This window comes from Niallia circulans NBRC 13626 (genome assembly GCF_001591585.1).
Classification (GTDB): domain Bacteria; phylum Bacillota; class Bacilli; order Bacillales; family Cytobacillaceae; genus Niallia; species Niallia circulans.
Genome location: NZ_BCVE01000001.1, coordinates 453,504 through 468,772, shown reverse-complemented (window position 1 = coordinate 468,772; position 15,269 = coordinate 453,504). Strand labels below are relative to the sequence as shown.

The 15,269-nt window shown below is 34.4% G+C and carries 16 protein-coding genes; 15 read left to right on the top strand and 1 reads right to left on the bottom strand.

Annotated elements, in window-relative coordinates; all coding sequences use genetic code 11:
• Nucleotides 1-190 precede the first annotated feature (190 nt).
• From BCI01S_RS02460 to rpsA, 11 genes are all read left to right on the top strand, one after another.
• The gene (locus tag BCI01S_RS02460) at nt 191-979 is read left to right on the top strand and encodes a metallophosphoesterase (RefSeq protein WP_061796526.1); all 789 of its coding nucleotides are present in this window, start codon (nt 191-193) and stop codon (nt 977-979) included.
• Nucleotides 980-1,136: 157 nt separating this feature from the next.
• Nucleotides 1,137-1,718, top strand: coding sequence for an adaptor protein MecA (locus BCI01S_RS02455; RefSeq protein WP_047940346.1), 582 nt, complete (start codon nt 1,137-1,139; stop codon nt 1,716-1,718).
• A gap of 588 nt (nt 1,719-2,306) precedes the next feature.
• Entirely contained in the window at nt 2,307-3,584 is a 1,278-nt protein-coding gene (locus BCI01S_RS02450; protein WP_047940347.1) for a Glu/Leu/Phe/Val family dehydrogenase, read from the top strand.
• Nucleotides 3,585-3,778: 194 nt separating this feature from the next.
• Nucleotides 3,779-4,747, top strand: coding sequence for a YpdA family putative bacillithiol disulfide reductase (locus BCI01S_RS02445; protein WP_047940348.1), 969 nt, complete (start codon nt 3,779-3,781; stop codon nt 4,745-4,747).
• A 39-nt stretch (nt 4,748-4,786) separates the two neighbouring features.
• Nucleotides 4,787-5,455 (top strand): glutamic-type intramembrane protease PrsW, encoded by a 669-nt coding sequence (prsW, locus tag BCI01S_RS02440; protein ID WP_047940349.1) that lies wholly within the window; start codon nt 4,787-4,789, stop codon nt 5,453-5,455.
• A 197-nt stretch (nt 5,456-5,652) separates the two neighbouring features.
• On the top strand, nt 5,653-6,642 hold the full coding sequence (sleB, locus tag BCI01S_RS02435; protein ID WP_061796524.1) for a spore cortex-lytic enzyme: 990 nt from the start codon (nt 5,653-5,655) through the stop codon (nt 6,640-6,642).
• Nucleotides 6,643-6,654: 12 nt separating this feature from the next.
• On the top strand, nt 6,655-8,001 hold the full coding sequence (gene ypeB, locus BCI01S_RS02430) for a germination protein YpeB (protein WP_047940350.1): 1,347 nt from the start codon (nt 6,655-6,657) through the stop codon (nt 7,999-8,001).
• A gap of 290 nt (nt 8,002-8,291) precedes the next feature.
• A complete protein-coding gene (locus BCI01S_RS02425; RefSeq protein ID WP_047940351.1) occupies nt 8,292-8,963 on the top strand; it encodes a flagellar brake protein in 672 nt (223 codons plus the stop codon).
• 99 nt (nt 8,964-9,062) lie between these two features.
• Nucleotides 9,063-9,236: a DUF5359 family protein gene (locus BCI01S_RS25585; RefSeq protein WP_047940352.1), complete on the top strand. Its 174-nt coding sequence runs from the start codon at nt 9,063-9,065 to the stop codon at nt 9,234-9,236.
• 254 nt (nt 9,237-9,490) lie between these two features.
• Nucleotides 9,491-10,168: a (d)CMP kinase gene (gene cmk, locus BCI01S_RS02420; protein WP_047940353.1), complete on the top strand. Its 678-nt coding sequence runs from the start codon at nt 9,491-9,493 to the stop codon at nt 10,166-10,168.
• 189 nt (nt 10,169-10,357) lie between these two features.
• Nucleotides 10,358-11,497 carry a 30S ribosomal protein S1 gene (rpsA, locus tag BCI01S_RS02415; RefSeq protein ID WP_047940354.1) on the top strand — a complete coding sequence of 380 codons (1,140 nt, stop codon included), beginning with the start codon at nt 10,358-10,360 and terminating at the stop codon, nt 11,495-11,497.
• Nucleotides 11,498-11,543: 46 nt separating this feature from the next.
• Here the strand turns inward: rpsA and BCI01S_RS24580 are convergent, their stop codons facing one another.
• Complete coding sequence (locus BCI01S_RS24580) at nt 11,544-11,681, bottom strand: YpzI family protein (protein ID WP_082138218.1); 138 nt, start codon at nt 11,679-11,681, stop codon at nt 11,544-11,546.
• Between the two features lie 220 nt (nt 11,682-11,901).
• On the opposite strand from BCI01S_RS24580, the gene BCI01S_RS02410 reads away from it, so the two are divergent.
• The 4 genes from BCI01S_RS02410 (at nt 11,902) to der (ending at nt 15,266) form a co-directional block, all read left to right on the top strand.
• Nucleotides 11,902-12,510, top strand: a complete 609-nt coding sequence (locus BCI01S_RS02410; RefSeq protein WP_047940355.1) for a YphA family membrane protein — start codon at nt 11,902-11,904, stop codon at nt 12,508-12,510.
• The gene (locus BCI01S_RS02405) at nt 12,507-13,397 is read left to right on the top strand and encodes a YIEGIA family protein (protein WP_047940356.1); all 891 of its coding nucleotides are present in this window, start codon (nt 12,507-12,509) and stop codon (nt 13,395-13,397) included. The genes BCI01S_RS02410 and BCI01S_RS02405 overlap by 4 nt, the downstream gene beginning before the upstream one ends.
• On the top strand, nt 13,394-13,579 hold the full coding sequence (locus tag BCI01S_RS02400; protein WP_047940357.1) for a capping complex subunit for YIEGIA: 186 nt from the start codon (nt 13,394-13,396) through the stop codon (nt 13,577-13,579). The genes BCI01S_RS02405 and BCI01S_RS02400 overlap by 4 nt, the downstream gene beginning before the upstream one ends.
• Nucleotides 13,580-13,955: 376 nt before the next feature.
• Entirely contained in the window at nt 13,956-15,266 is a 1,311-nt protein-coding gene (der, locus tag BCI01S_RS02395) for a ribosome biogenesis GTPase Der (RefSeq protein WP_047940358.1), read from the top strand.
• Nucleotides 15,267-15,269 lie beyond the last annotated feature (3 nt).

Genomic DNA, 15,269 nt, shown 5'->3' with positions numbered 1-15,269 from the left:
GGTTTAAGTATGAATAGCTGAAGGGAAGGAAAAAGAGAAGCAGAAATTCTTGAGTAAATTACTTATCATTAGGAGCTATATAGATGGGGAGTGAATAGAGAAAAATTTTCTTAAAAATGGTATTAAGTGTAAGAGGTGTATTAAAATATAAACATCATCCTTTGTAAGATGGGGAAGTTAGGGGGACTTTATGATATATGTACTAGTTGGATTTGTTTTACTTGTTTTGGCAGGGATTGCTTTAATTTTACATATGAGAAAAATTGCAAATGAAAATCATGTTAAATATGAGATGTTTTATTTTCCAAATTTCCCTGCTTCCTTCCGTGAAATCACCCTTTTCTTTATTTCAGATATCCATAGAAGATCAATTGATGATTCCGTTATTAATGAGGCGGTGGATGTAGCTGAGATAGTCATTATAGGCGGAGATCTTTTAGAGAAGGGAGTTAAGTTAGAGAAGACACGCGAAAATTTGCGGAAGTTAAAAAAAATCGGTCCTGTTTATTTTGTCTGGGGAAATAATGACTACGAGATAGACCGAGATGTTTTGGAGACTTTATTACTAGATGAAGATATTATTTTATTGAATAATAAAGCAATAACTTTTCAATCTGCAGATGGGGAAAGCTGGTCCTTGCTCGGTATTGAAGATTATTCATTAGAATATGATGATTTAGAAAAAGCGTTAGAGCAAGTGGGGAATAGTGATTTTAAAATATTAGTCAGTCACAATCCGAAAATAGTGGAAAAGATGGAAGAGAAGGAACAGATTTCCTTAGTGTTAAGTGGTCATACCCATGGTGGCCAAATTCGAATTTTGGGATTTGGTCCATACGAATTAGGAGGAACGAAAGTGGTTGGAAATACTACTATATTTGTCAGTAATGGATATGGCACGACAAGTATTCCATTAAGGCTCGGCGCACATCCAGAAACTCATATTATCAAGATTCAACATAAACAAATGGACAATTAAATTTAAAGCATTATTACGATTTGACCAATATTTCTTTTTTGAATCGGTTGGCTCTTATATATATCATCCTCCACTTTGTAATATTACTCACCGATTCCTGCTTTCATTCATAAACTAAATTAAGAGTTTTTTCAAGGAGCAGGCAGGAGGCGTAGTCATGCGTTTGGAGAGATTGAATAGTAACAGAATTAAAATCCATCTGACCACAGATGATTTGTATGAACGTGGATTGACCAAGGAAGATATATGGAAAGACTCGATAAAGTGGCAGTATTTTTTTCATGAAATGTTAGAAGAAGCAAATGACATATTTGATATGGAGATACACGGATCGGTAGCTGTTGAGATATTTTCCATGAAAGCCCAAGGAATGGTAATGATCTTAACAATAACTGAAACTGAATTGGATACGGAAGAATTATTATCAGAGGGCTTTTTAGAGATGCAAGTAACGGTAGAAGAAACAGTGGATATATTATATGAGTTTACAGATATAGAATATGTAATAGATGCGGTAAAACAGTTAGAGCAAAACAATTTTAAGGGTGGTTCTTTATATAATTTAAATGAAAGGTATTATTTATGCTTTGTCGATATTTCTTCATTTAAAGAAGAACAAATTATTGCTATTCTAAGTGAATTTGGAGAAGCGAGTTTAAAGAGTATATATATAATTGAAGAATATGGGAATGTCATCAAAAAAGATAATGCTATTGAAACATTAGTGCATTTTTTTTAACCAGCTATTTTTAAGATAGAACAATTCCAATTTTTGAAGTTAATCTCAGATAACGGGGATATAGGAACTTCGACGGAGTTTGGAATTATCTATCTTTTTTTGTGTGTTTAAAGGGGATTTTGTACATAAAAATTTCTAAGTTGATGATTGGTAAAACTTGTTGAAAGTGTTAAAATGAAATGGGGAAGATACATAATAGTATTTTACCACTAAATTTTTGTTTAGCCTCAGGGAAAAGCTGTATGGGAAAGTGTAGAAGAAAAGGAAATAATGATAATTAAATGAGGGTGAGGTAGGACAAAGAATCGTTTAATTGAATATACTGATACTAGCAATGAGGAAAAAACAGTTTATCACAGTAAAAAAAGAATATATTATGGAATGAAAGCCTTCTGAAGGAAGGGATTCGTTTAAATCTAAATAAGTAAATAAATGATCTTGCATAATGTAAGTAAAAGTGTATACTATGCTTTGAATTAGCAACTAATTTTGTATTTATGTTTTGCATTCTATTGAAGCTAAATAATTATTCTTATAAAGAAGAACTGCAGTGGATAACTACAAGTAGTTTTTTAGGAGGATTTATTAATGGTAGCCAACAAATCTAATGAGAAGAATCATGTAGAAGAGCAACACGATGTTTTGAAATCAACACAAACAGTAATTCATAAAGCTTTGAATAAACTTGGATATTCAGATGAAGTTTATGAATTATTAAAAGAGCCGATTCGAATGATGACAGTCAAAATACCAGTGCGAATGGATGATGGGACTGTAAAAATCTTCACAGGCTACCGCGCTCAACATAATGATGCCGTGGGACCAACAAAAGGGGGAATTCGTTTTCATCCTAATGTTACGGAAACAGAAGTGAAAGCACTCTCTATTTGGATGAGTTTAAAATGTGGAATCGTTGATCTTCCTTATGGTGGCGGAAAAGGAGGCATTATCTGTGATCCACGTGATATGTCTTTTCGTGAATTGGAAAGATTAAGCCGGGGCTATGTACGAGCAATCAGCCAAATTGTTGGACCAACTAAAGATATTCCAGCTCCAGATGTTTTTACAAATTCACAGATTATGGCATGGATGATGGACGAGTATAGCCGAATTGATGAATTTAACTCCCCTGGATTTATCACAGGCAAACCACTTGTATTAGGTGGTTCACAAGGAAGAGAAACTGCTACGGCTAAAGGTGTTACTATCTGTATACGCGAAGCAGCAAAAAGAAGAGGCATAGAGATAGAAGGAGCACGTGTCGTCGTCCAAGGTTTTGGGAATGCGGGCAGCTTTTTGGCTAAATTTATGCATGATGCTGGAGCGAAGGTCATTGGTATTTCGGATGCGTATGGTGCTTTACATGATCCAGAAGGATTAGATATTGACTACTTACTAGATAGACGAGATAGTTTTGGCACTGTTACAAACTTATTTAATAATACCATCTCAAATAAAGAACTATTGGAGTTGGAGTGCGATATTTTAGTGCCTGCTGCGATAGAAAATCAAATCACAGAACATAATGCAGATAATATTAAAGCAAGTATTGTGGTGGAAGCAGCGAACGGACCAACTACATTAGAAGCTACTCGCATTTTAACAGAAAGAGGAATTTTATTAGTTCCGGATGTTTTAGCTTCAGCTGGAGGAGTAACTGTTTCTTATTTTGAGTGGGTACAAAATAATCAAGGGTATTATTGGACAGAGGAAGAAGTGGAAGAAAGACTGGAAAAAGTAATGAGTAAGTCCTTTAAAAACATCTATGATACTGCCGAAATACGTCGAGTTGATATGAGGTTGGCAGCATATATGGTGGGGGTTAGAAAAATGGCGGAAGCATCTAGATTCCGCGGTTGGATATAAATTTGATTAAATCTATTGCTGAATTTACAAAAATCTCCTATCCTTATAGGTAGGGGATTTTTTATATTGGACCTTTTTAGAGGTACGCCTTTTCTGTTATGAATCATCTATTAGCTAAAATAAATGCATAATAGAAAAGAAAGGATTTTGTTAGAAGAGGCTAACCTTTTTGTAAAATGTTAGGAGTGACTATGTTGAAACGAGAAGAAGCAATTATAATTGGTGCTGGTCCCTGTGGTTTAGCAGCAGGGATCGCCTTAAAGGCAATAAATATAAATCCGTTAATCATTGAAAAAGGGAATGTTGTAAATGCCATACATGGTTATCCAACTCATCAAACCTTTTTCAGTACAAGTGAAAAACTGGAGATTGGGGATGTCGCCTTTTTAACAGAACAATATAAGCCCAATCGGAATCAAGCATTAGTTTATTATCGCGAAGTGGTAAAAAGAAAAGATCTTCGTATCCATGCGTATGAAGAAGTATTAGACGTCAATAGAACAGAGGGACAGGAGTTTCTTGTAAAAACAAAAAAAGAGGAGTATATCGCTCCTTACGTTATTGTTGCTACTGGTTATTACGATAATCCCAATTATATGAACGTTCCAGGCGAAGACATGGATAAAGTAATGCATTATTTTAAAGAGGCACACCCTTATTTCAATCATGATGTAGCGGTAATTGGCGGGAAAAATTCAAGTGTGGATGCTGCGATTGAGCTAGTCAAAGCTGGTGCAAGGGTAACCGTTTTGTATAGAGGGAACGAATATTCCACTAGTATCAAACCGTGGATTTTACCTGAATTCGAGTCTTTAGTCCGCAAAGGAATAATTAAAATGGAATTTCAGGCAAATGTTGTCGAAATAAAAGAGGGATCTCTTCTGTATGAAGTAAATGGAAATCTTCATGAAATAAAAAATGACTTTGTTTTTGCAATGACCGGATATCATCCTGATCATGCATTTTTGAAAAAAATGGGGATAGAAATTGAGAAAGAAACAGGAAGACCTGTATTTGATTCGGAAACCATGGAAACAAATGTGGAAGGAATATTTATTGCTGGGGTAATTGCTGCTGGAAATAATGCGAATGAAATCTTTATTGAAAATGGTAGATTTCATGGTGTGCAGATCGCAAAAGCCATACAAGAAAAAAATAAATGAGACCGTGCAACTCTTATATAAGGGAAAAGGGGAAATAAAATGTTGGCGATTTTTTCAGCCGGAATTGCACCAGGTTTAGCATTATTAAGCTATTTTTATTTAAAAGACCAATACGGTTCCGAGCCAATATCACTTGTCATGCGGTCTTTTATTACAGGGGCACTTCTTGTGTTTCCCATAATGTTTATCCAATATGTTTTTCAAGCAGAGCATGTCATTCCAGAGGGAATTTGGAGTTCCTTGCTTACTACGAGCTTACTGGAAGAATTTTTTAAATGGTTTATTGTTTTTTATACAGCGGTGAAGCATGCCGATTTCGATGAGCCTTATGACGGGATAGTCTATGGGGTTGCCGTGTCCTTAGGATTTGCTACTATGGAAAATATTTTGTATTTAGTGGCAAATGGACTGGAGTATGCAATCGGGAGAGCCTTGCTTCCTGTATCCAGTCATGCCCTTTTTGGGGTTATTATGGGTTATTATTTTGGAAAAGGTAAATTTATTGTGCCTAGAGGGAAATGGCTTGTCTATTCCTTGCTTGTTCCTTTTCTGCTTCACGCTATATACGATTATATTGTATCTCTAGAGAAAAATTGGCTGATCTTCATCACTCCTTTTATGTTTTATTTATGGTGGTTAGGCCTTAGAAAGGTGAAAAGTGCTAGAGAATTAAGCAGCGGACATATTCGAAGAATGACAGGGACATAATAGGAATAAGGTAAAGGGAATATTTACCACAATGAAAGGGGAATGGTTAAAATCCTCTTTGGAATAAGTATTTGAAGTATCTAGTATGTAAAAAAGTAGAGTGAAGTCATTCACTCTACTTTTTTTTTGTATAAAAATCCAATTGCTACAAAAAATACAGTTAATGTTAATAGTAATTAGTTATGGGGGTAATAAGCATGAATAAAAAGTTTTTACTCACAAAAATATCAATCATCCTTTTTGTTATGTCAGGACTACTAGTATTTCCTTATGCTGAACAAAAAGTACATGCTTTTTCCAATCAGGTTATTCAGCATGGAGCGGTAGGAGATGATGTTATTGAATTGCAATCAAGACTTCAATATGTAGGATATTATAATGGGAAGATTGATGGGGTATTTGGTTGGCAAACCTATTGGGCGTTAAGAAATTTTCAATATGAATATGGTTTGCCGATAGATGGATTAGCCGGTACGAAAACGAAGAATAAGTTAGCAAGTGCAACGAAATACAATGAGCAATTTGTCAAGGAACAGATAAATCGCGGGAAAAAGTTCTCCCATTATGGAGGAGTAGATTTAGAAAAGCAAAAAATGCCTTCTTCGAACAAAAACACTGCAAAAAAGCAAAACGAAACAGTACAAAAGAAAACAAATAATAACAGTCAAACAGCTAAACAAAATAATGCATCTAGCAACAACGATACAACTAATAAAAGTAGTAATCAAGGTACTACTAACAACAATAATGCGCCAAAGAATACTGCTAATACAAATGGCGGAGAAAATACAACTGGAAAAAAACCTACTGCAGCAAATGTTCCAAATGGTTTTTCGCAAAATGATATTCAAATAATGGCGAATGCTGTATATGGTGAAGCAAGAGGGGAGCCATATGTAGGACAAGTGGCTGTTGCAGCAGTAATTTTAAACAGAGTTAATAGTGCATCATTTCCCAATACTGTATCAGGGGTAATCTTTGAGCCGCGTGCATTTACAGCAGTTGCTGACGGACAGATATGGTTAACGCCTAATGAACAAGCAAAAGAGGCAGTTTTAGATGCAATAAATGGGTGGGATCCTACAGGACATGCGTTATATTACTTTAATCCAGATACAGCAACAAGTGGATGGATCTGGGGTCGACCACAAATTAAACAAATAGGTAAGCATATATTCTGTAAATAGTGGGGTGAGACAATGTTAAGAGGAATATTAATAGGAGTATTAACACTCGGAGTCGCAGGGGTGGCCTTTTGGGGCTATCAGGAACATAAAGAGAAAAATGCTGTATTATTAAACGCAGAGAATAACTACCAGAGAGCTTTTCATGATTTAACCTATCAAGTAGATTTGCTTCATGATCAAATTGGGACAACTTTAGCAATGAATTCACAACAATCTCTGTCTCCTGCATTGGCAGAAGTATGGCGAATTACTTCGGAAGCCCATTCCGATGTAGGTCAACTACCATTGACACTACTACCATTTAATAAAACAGAAGAGTTTCTAGCGAAAATCGGTGATTTTAGTTATCGGACAGCGGTAAGAGATTTAAATAAAGAACCTTTATCGGAAGAGGAATCAAAAACATTAACAAAGCTGTATAAAGATGCAGCAGACATTCAAGATGAATTACGAAACGTGCAGCACTTAGTACTGGAAAAAAATCTTCGCTGGATGGATGTTGAGATGGCATTAGCTACCGATAAACAATTAGATAATACCATTATTGACGGTTTAAAAACGGTTGAAGATAAAGTAGAAGGTTATCAGGAAACGAGCTTTGGTGTGACAAATGTAAACATGGAAAAGAAAGATGAAAACTTTAAAAATTTAAAAGGGAAGATAATTACAGAAAAAGAAGCAAAGGAAATCGCAAAAGAATTTGCAGATTTTAAAAATCCTGTTGATGTAAAAGTCACAGAAAGTGGCAAAGGATCAAACTACGGTTTTTATAGTGTTTCTCTTAAAGAAAAGGGAACAAATGTAGAAGCTAGTATGGATATCACGAAAAAAGGAGGATATCCAATATGGTCAATTGTCTCACGAGAAGTCAAGAAAGATAAAATAAGTCTAAATGAAGCAAGTAATCAAGCAGTTAAATTTTTAAAAGAACATAAATTTAAAAATCTAGCGTTATTCGAAAGTATGCAGTATGAGAATATTGGTGTGTTTAATTTTGTCACCGAAATAGATGGGGTGAAAATTTACCCAGATAGTGTCAAAATGAAAGTTGCCTTGGATAATGGAAATATCATTGGTTTTGCAGCAGAGGATTATTTAATAGCAAATAAAGAAAGAGAAATAAAAGATCCGGTTATTTCCAAACAAGATGCACGCAAGAAAATTAATAAACAAGTAAAAATAATGGATGATGGATTGGCAATCATCTTAAATGACTTGAATAAAGAAGTATTATGTTATGAATTTATCGGGACATTAGGTGAGGACACTTATCGAATTTATATAAATGCCGATAATGGAGTGGAAGAGAAGGTAGAGAAGTTAAAAAATGCTGAACCTGTATATGAAGAAGTTGTGTAATTAGAAAGTCGCTGTCAACAAACTTTTATAAAAGGATGTTGACAGCTTTTTTAATTATTAGTAAATAAAAGCGGAATGATTGAAGTGATAAGGGAAGGGACGGTATTGCCAAATATAAAACGTTCATGTAATAATGATACATAAAAGTAGGTATTTTGATATAATTTACCAAATTGATTATTAGGACTTTAAGTCTAGGAAGGTAATTTTCTAAACGATTTATATATGGAAAAATTAGGTTATCTAGCATTAAGATATTTATATAATTAAGAAGGAAAGTGTGAGATAAAGTGATTTCAATTGGAGATACGTTAGTAATTGAACCGATTCATGGCGAAACAAAAGTAGAACAGTATAAAAGTCGTATTTTAGGAGTCGAGGAGAAATCAATCAGTATTGAATATCCAATTCACCTTGAAACAAATAAGCTTGTTTTTCTCATGAATGGAGCTCAGTTAAGGATTAACTTTGTAACAAACGAAGGTATCGCTTATTTATTTCATTCAGAAGTTATCGGTAGGAAAAAAGAGAATAATGTTCCACTGTTAATCCTTTCGCTTCCTTCTGATGATCAAATGATTAAGATTCAGCGACGACAATTTGTAAGAATTGAAACAAGTGTTGATATGGCTATCCATCCTTTCAAGAAAGAGAATACTGTCGAACCATTTACAACTGTTTCGTTGGATTTTAGTGCAGGCGGGGCTGCAGTAATAGTTCCTAAACATATAAATCTGCAGCAAAATAGTAAAATTAAAGTTTCGGTAGTCTTACCTTTACAAAATGGTGAGTATAATTATTTACATTTATCTGCGGAAATAAAAAAAATCTTCGAATACAACGAACAGAACTATAAAATGGCTATTGAATTTTTGGACGTCGATCCAGTTGATCGTCAGTCGATGCTGAGATTCAGCTTTGACCGTCAACTTTCGCTAAAAAAGAAAGGGCTTGAAATTTGAATAAAGGCATGCATTTACTCCGATACTATTCCTATAATCTAAATTTTAAATGACTCTAGCTTTTGTGTATAAGAAAAGTAGGAAAAGGAGTTGCATGGAGTGAAAACGGTTGAAAGAATTTTAATAAAGATTATTGGTCTTCAAATTGCCTTTTTTATTATAGGCCAAATGCTTCATACTTGGGACTTTATACCGGAAATAAGAACAATCACTCAATATGAGGGTGTAATGGATTCTAATTTTGTCTCCTTTCTTGAGACCTTTGGAAGATAAGGATGAATTTTCTTAAACTTCCTATCCAAAGAGATAGATAAAAGAAAAGGATTTAATGATAAAAAGTCGAAAGAATATGTTAAAATAAAAGAAAGTGAAGCCATAAAAGCAAAACTTGCTCTTCCTATTATAATAATGTTCTCTTTTATGAATAGGACTAGCTAAGGTTTCCGATTCCTTTTAGAGGAGAAATAGAATAGGAGAATTTTTAATAAGTTAATTGGTATTTTTGAGCCAGTAGTTCAGGAGGATTTATGGAAAAGAAAATTAGCATTGCAATTGATGGACCTGCAGCAGCAGGGAAAAGTACTGTTGCAAAGATTGTTGCGGAACAATTAGGATACATTTATATTGACACAGGTGCTATGTATAGAGCATTAACCTTTAAAGCAATTAATCATCATTTAAATTTAGAAGATGAAAAAAGTTTAATAAATATGTTAAATGAAACAGTTATTGAGCTTTTCCCAGGGGAACATGGACAGCTAATCTTTTTAGATAACCATGATGTCACAAAGGAAATTCGTTCAAGTCAAGTAACTAACTCTGTTTCCATTGTTTCTAAACATAAGCTTGTAAGGGAAGAAATGGTAAGAAGACAACAAATGTTTGCTGTAAACGGTGGGGTGGTAATGGATGGTAGAGATATTGGTACCCATGTTATTCCAACCGCTGAAGTAAAGGTCTTCCTTTTAGCTTCTGTTGATGAAAGAGCAATTAGAAGACATAAAGAGAATGTGTCAAAAGGATATCAATCAGATTTAGAACAATTAAAACAAGAAATTGCTGCAAGAGATAAATTAGACTCAGAACGTGAAATTGCACCATTGAAGAAAGCGGACGATGCAATTGAGTTGGATACTACTTCCTTATCCATAAATGAGGTAGTCGAAAAAATCATGGGGTTAACTAGAGAAAAAATAAGCAATTAATGAAAACGAAAGCAAAAATCACTTAATCTTTCAAACTAGTCTAGTGTTTCTTACTTGACAAAAAAAGAAGTTTGTAAGAACTTTAAAGAGAAGGTTTCTTATAAATCGTAAGGATGATTAATTTATTTTCGGTTGCCTGAACATTTTTCTAGAATGTTCAGGCACTATAGAGTTGAAGGAGGAGTACATATGTCTGAGGAATTAAATGATGTAGTTGTAAATAATTATACTGTCGGAGACGTAGTAAGTGGTCAGATTACGAAAGTGGAAGAGAAACAGGTAATTGTTGCAATCAGCGACAGTAAACTCGATGGGATTATACCAATAAGTGAATTATCTAGCCTGCACATTGAAAAAGCGAGTGACGTAGTATCTGAAGGAGACAAACTTGAATTAGAAGTAATTAAAGTGGAAGAAGATGCTCTCGTTTTGTCAAAAAGAAAAGTGGATGCGGAAAAAGCATGGGATCAGCTTGAAGAGAAGTTTAATTCTGGCGAAGTGTTTGAAGCAGAAGTAAAAGACGTGGTAAAAGGCGGACTTGTGGTTGATCTTGGTGTCAGAGGTTTTGTACCTGCCTCCTTAGTAGAAGCTCATTATGTAGAAGATTTTTCTGATTATAAAGGTAAGACCATTTCTTTTAAAATTGTAGAATTGGAAAAAGACAAGAGTCGCCTTATTTTATCCCATCGTGCAGTTGTTGAGGAAGAGAAAAATAAACAAAAACAAAACCTCCTTGACTCAATTGAAGTTGGCGAAACACTAACAGGTACCGTTCAAAGAATTACAGATTTTGGTGCTTTTGTTGATTTAGGCGGTATTGATGGATTAGTTCATATTTCTCAATTATCTCATGATCATATTTCTAGTCCGACAGATGTAGTTCAAGAAGGACAAGAAGTAAAGGTGAAAGTATTAAGTGTTGATCGTAATAATGATCGTATCTCTTTATCTATTAAAGAAACACAGCCAGGACCGTGGGCAGACATTGCAGAGCGCGCTGAAAAAGGTAGCGTACTAGATGGAACTGTAAAACGTATTGTTTCCTATGGAGCTTTTGTTGAAGTGTTCCCAGGGGTTGAAGGTCTTGTTCATATATCTCAAATTGCCCATAAGCATATTGGAACACCTCACGAAGTATTAAAAGAAGGACAGAAAGTCCAAGTAAAGGTTTTAGATGTGAATGAAGAAGAACAACGTCTTTCTTTAAGTATTAAAGAATTAACAGAAAAAGAAATAGACGAAGAAGAAGTGTATGAACTTCCTGAGGAATCAAAAGGTTTCCAATTAGGTGATATGATTGGAGAGCAATTGAAAAAATTAAAAAATTAATGTTATGGAATCAAGAGGTGGCCATTTTGGCCACCTCTTTTGTATTTTACTTATTATCGTTAAGTAATCTTCCTTCTTCTGGACTTTGTAACCGAGTGGAACCATTATAATGAAGTGCTTGATCACGATCAGATTCTACTCTTTTACTATTTTTTAATTTTTTTTCCTGTCTATCTTTACCCATTTACAATGCCTCCTGCTTTTTTATTTCCATTATAAAATGGATGTTCTCCTTCTTTTCTTTCATAGAAGTTCTTTTTATTATTCTTCCGAAGGCAGAAAACTACTTAATGAAAAAATTTCCTGAAAAAAATTTACAGAATAGTCACTATGCGCTCTTCTAACTTTTTCGTTTAAATTACATAGTTCCGAGACATAATGGAAAAATAGAGGAGAGTGAGGATGTGGAAGGATCAATCTTTTTATTTTGTACATGGTGTATCTGGATAATAACAACGTTTTTTATGGACAAAAATAACCCAAGCCGAACGAAATATTCTATTTACATATTAACAGCAATTATTTTAAGTCCTTACCGTTGGGAATGGCAAGGAATAAGTTGCTCTATTTTGCTCCTGATTGTGTTAATAATGTCTTTTTTTTATACAGGTACTTTGCGGTGGAAGAACTGTATTTACACGATTATTTCATCTTTTTTTATGATGTTAGCTTATGTTACATATGAGTTAATGGCCATTATTGATCCTGTTTGGGTATTTATTCCAGGTGTGTGGCTGAAAACAAGTATATTATTTACATTCCTTATCTTGTTACATAAAAATATATTTTGCCAAATACTTGTTTTGCTGATTGGAAGTATTAATGGGGAGATGGTTTTAAGCTTCCTTATAAGAAACTATCAGATGGATTATTCCATTGGATCAATGGCCTTTTTCGACTTTTTAACACTTGGTTTGCTAGGACTGATTTCACTTTATTACTTAAAAATAACACTTGCAAGATGGGAAAATTATGTATTTTTGCTTGAAAAGGAGAGACAAAAAAACTTATGAGCAATTTCGTTTATCCAATTTTATTTGGAGTGATTGTTGGAACATTGTTAAGGATGTTTATGCTGCGCACGGATTATAGACAATACCCGACTTATTTGCATGGAAAAATCATTCATATAGCGTTAGGTTTTATTGCAGCAGGTTTAGGTTCGGTTGCAATACCATCGATATTAAACAAGGATTTTACGGCAGTAACATTTCTTACTGTTGCAGCGTCTCAATTTCGAGAAGTTAGAAATATGGAGAGAAATACATTAACAGAACTAGATAGTTTTGAAATGGTACCAAGAGGAAAAACATATATTGAAGGAATCGCGATTGCTTTTGAAAGTAGAAATTATTTAGTAATGTTTGCAGGATTAGTCAGCACGTTTGGATATATTGTTTTCAATATATGGACAGGAATACTTGCAGCGATCATTTCGGTAGTCATATCGAAGAAACTAATGTCTGGTGGTCAATTAAAGGATATAGTGGATATAGAATATGTTCAACCGACGTTTAAAGGGGCTGGTTTACATATTGATACTATTTACATTATGAATATTGGGTTACCGGAGCGACAGAAAGAAGTGTTGAAATATGGAATGGGATTTATTCTCACACCTAAGAATTTTAACGCGAGAACCACCATTGCAAATTTAGGGCAAAGACAAGCTATTTTATATGATGTTACAACAGCTCTTGGGGTATACCGTGACTCCGGAACACCTGCGCTAGTACCTCTGGCAAAAAGAGACCTTGAAGATGGGAGAGTAGCTGTTTTTGTGTTACCCCAAATACATAATGAAAAAAAAGCTATTCGCATCATTGGTGCAGTTCCAACTCTAGAAAATGCGATTCGCATGCCAAGTAAGCGTGAAGAAAGGGAGGATGAGTTAGAATGACTATAGAGAAATACATTTTAGCCTCCATAACAACTAATCCAAATAAAGTTGCTCCAGGGAGCGGTGTATTTTATTGCCAAGATACAAAGGAATTAGAAACCGTAGCGACAAATTTAGAAGCGATATTAGATGGGATTGCCCATAAAATCAGCGAGGAAGTTTTTATTATTGTAAGACATTAATTCTCATAAGAGAACTATCAAAAAGTAAGCTTATATAAAAGAAATATAGTTTTATGTTGCTAGGTTAACATCTGTTTGATAAACTATTTTAGTTAGGGGTCTGCCTCTCAGTTTAAGGGTTAGTCCCTATTTTACTATTTTTGTTAAAGGGTATTACTTGAGCAATCGATTATTGGTTTCGTTTTGAATCAGTTTTTAAGACGTTTTTAAAACGAAGCTATAAAAACGGAAAGTACAAAAAGCTTTAGTGCTTACGTTCATAAAAGAAATAAATAATCTAAGAATGTTCTTTAACATCGTGATTACCTTGAGATGTTTATGCTAAGGAATCATGCTGCATGGATAGAATGATTATGTATATGAAGGGATGATAGCGATGGCGAAACCAGTTATTGCGATAGTTGGACGACCGAATGTTGGGAAATCTACTATCTTTAATCGGATAGTAGGAGAACGTATTTCTATTGTAGAAGATATACCAGGAGTAACGAGAGATCGTATCTATAGCTCGGCAGAATGGTTAAATCATGATTTTAACCTTATTGATACAGGAGGTATTGATATTGGAGATGAACCATTTTTAGACCAAATACGTATGCAGGCAGAAATCGCAATAGAGGAAGCAGATGTTATTATTTTTATAACAAACGGTCGGGAAGGTGTTACTTCCGCAGATGAAGAAGTTGCGAAGATTTTGTATAAAGCGAAAAAGCCTGTTGTGCTAGCTGTTAACAAAGTAGATAATCCAGATATGAGAGAGCAAATTTATGATTTTTATTCATTAGGCTTTGGAGAACCGTTTCCGATCTCTGGTTCACATGGATTAGGACTTGGAGATTTATTGGATGAAGCTGCAAAGCATTTTCCTAAACGTGATACAAAGGATTATGATGATGATGTCATTAAATTTTCGCTTATTGGACGACCAAATGTAGGAAAATCTTCATTAGTGAATGCAATGCTAGGCGAAGAGCGCGTAATCGTAAGTAATGTTGCAGGAACGACTCGTGATGCAATTGATTCCCAAGTAACGGTTAATGGCGAAGAATTCGTGATTATCGATACAGCTGGAATGAGAAAAAAAGGAAAAGTATATGAGTCTACAGAAAAATACAGTGTACTTAGAGCATTGCGAGCAATTGAAAGATCGGATGTTGTTTTAGTAGTTATTGATGGGGAAGAAGGAATTATTGAACAAGATAAAAAAATTGCTGGTTATGCTCACGAGGCAGGAAGAGCAGTTATTATTGTCGTAAATAAGTGGGATGCAGTAGAAAAAGATGAAAAAACAATGAAAACCTTTGAACAAAATATAAGGGAGCATTTCTTATTCTTAGATTATGCACCAATTGTATTCTTATCTGCGAAAACGAAAAAACGTATTCATACTTTAATTCCGATGATTAAAGTTGCCAGTGAAAATCATACACGCCGAGTGGAAACAAGTGTGTTAAATGATGTTATAATGGATGCGGTTGCGATGAATCCAACTCCAACAGATAAAGGAAAAAGGTTAAAAATATACTATACTACCCAAGTTGCGGTTGGACCGCCTACTTTTGTTGTTTTTGTAAATGATCCAGAATTGCTTCACTTTTCTTATGAGCGATTTTTAGAAAATCGGATTAGAGATGCCTTTGGTTTTGAAGGAACACCGATTAAAATATTTGCAAGAGAAAGAAAATAAAAG

Bases quoted from the DNA above. Each gene is read 5' to 3' on its own strand.
- BCI01S_RS02460 (WP_061796526.1), top strand. From the start codon at position 191: ATGATATATGTACTAGTTGGATTTGTTTTACTTGTTTTGGCAGGGATT.
- BCI01S_RS02455 (WP_047940346.1), top strand. From the start codon at position 1,137: ATGCGTTTGGAGAGATTGAATAGTAACAGAATTAAAATCCATCTGACC.
- BCI01S_RS02450 (WP_047940347.1), top strand. From the start codon at position 2,307: ATGGTAGCCAACAAATCTAATGAGAAGAATCATGTAGAAGAGCAACAC.
- prsW (WP_047940349.1), top strand. From the start codon at position 4,787: ATGTTGGCGATTTTTTCAGCCGGAATTGCACCAGGTTTAGCATTATTA.
- sleB (WP_061796524.1), top strand. From the start codon at position 5,653: ATGAATAAAAAGTTTTTACTCACAAAAATATCAATCATCCTTTTTGTT.
- ypeB (WP_047940350.1), top strand. From the start codon at position 6,655: ATGTTAAGAGGAATATTAATAGGAGTATTAACACTCGGAGTCGCAGGG.
- cmk (WP_047940353.1), top strand. From the start codon at position 9,491: ATGGAAAAGAAAATTAGCATTGCAATTGATGGACCTGCAGCAGCAGGG.
- rpsA (WP_047940354.1), top strand. From the start codon at position 10,358: ATGTCTGAGGAATTAAATGATGTAGTTGTAAATAATTATACTGTCGGA.
- BCI01S_RS24580 (WP_082138218.1), bottom strand. From the start codon at position 11,681: ATGGGTAAAGATAGACAGGAAAAAAAATTAAAAAATAGTAAAAGAGTA.
- BCI01S_RS02405 (WP_047940356.1), top strand. From the start codon at position 12,507: ATGAGCAATTTCGTTTATCCAATTTTATTTGGAGTGATTGTTGGAACA.
- BCI01S_RS02400 (WP_047940357.1), top strand. From the start codon at position 13,394: ATGACTATAGAGAAATACATTTTAGCCTCCATAACAACTAATCCAAAT.
- der (WP_047940358.1), top strand. From the start codon at position 13,956: ATGGCGAAACCAGTTATTGCGATAGTTGGACGACCGAATGTTGGGAAA.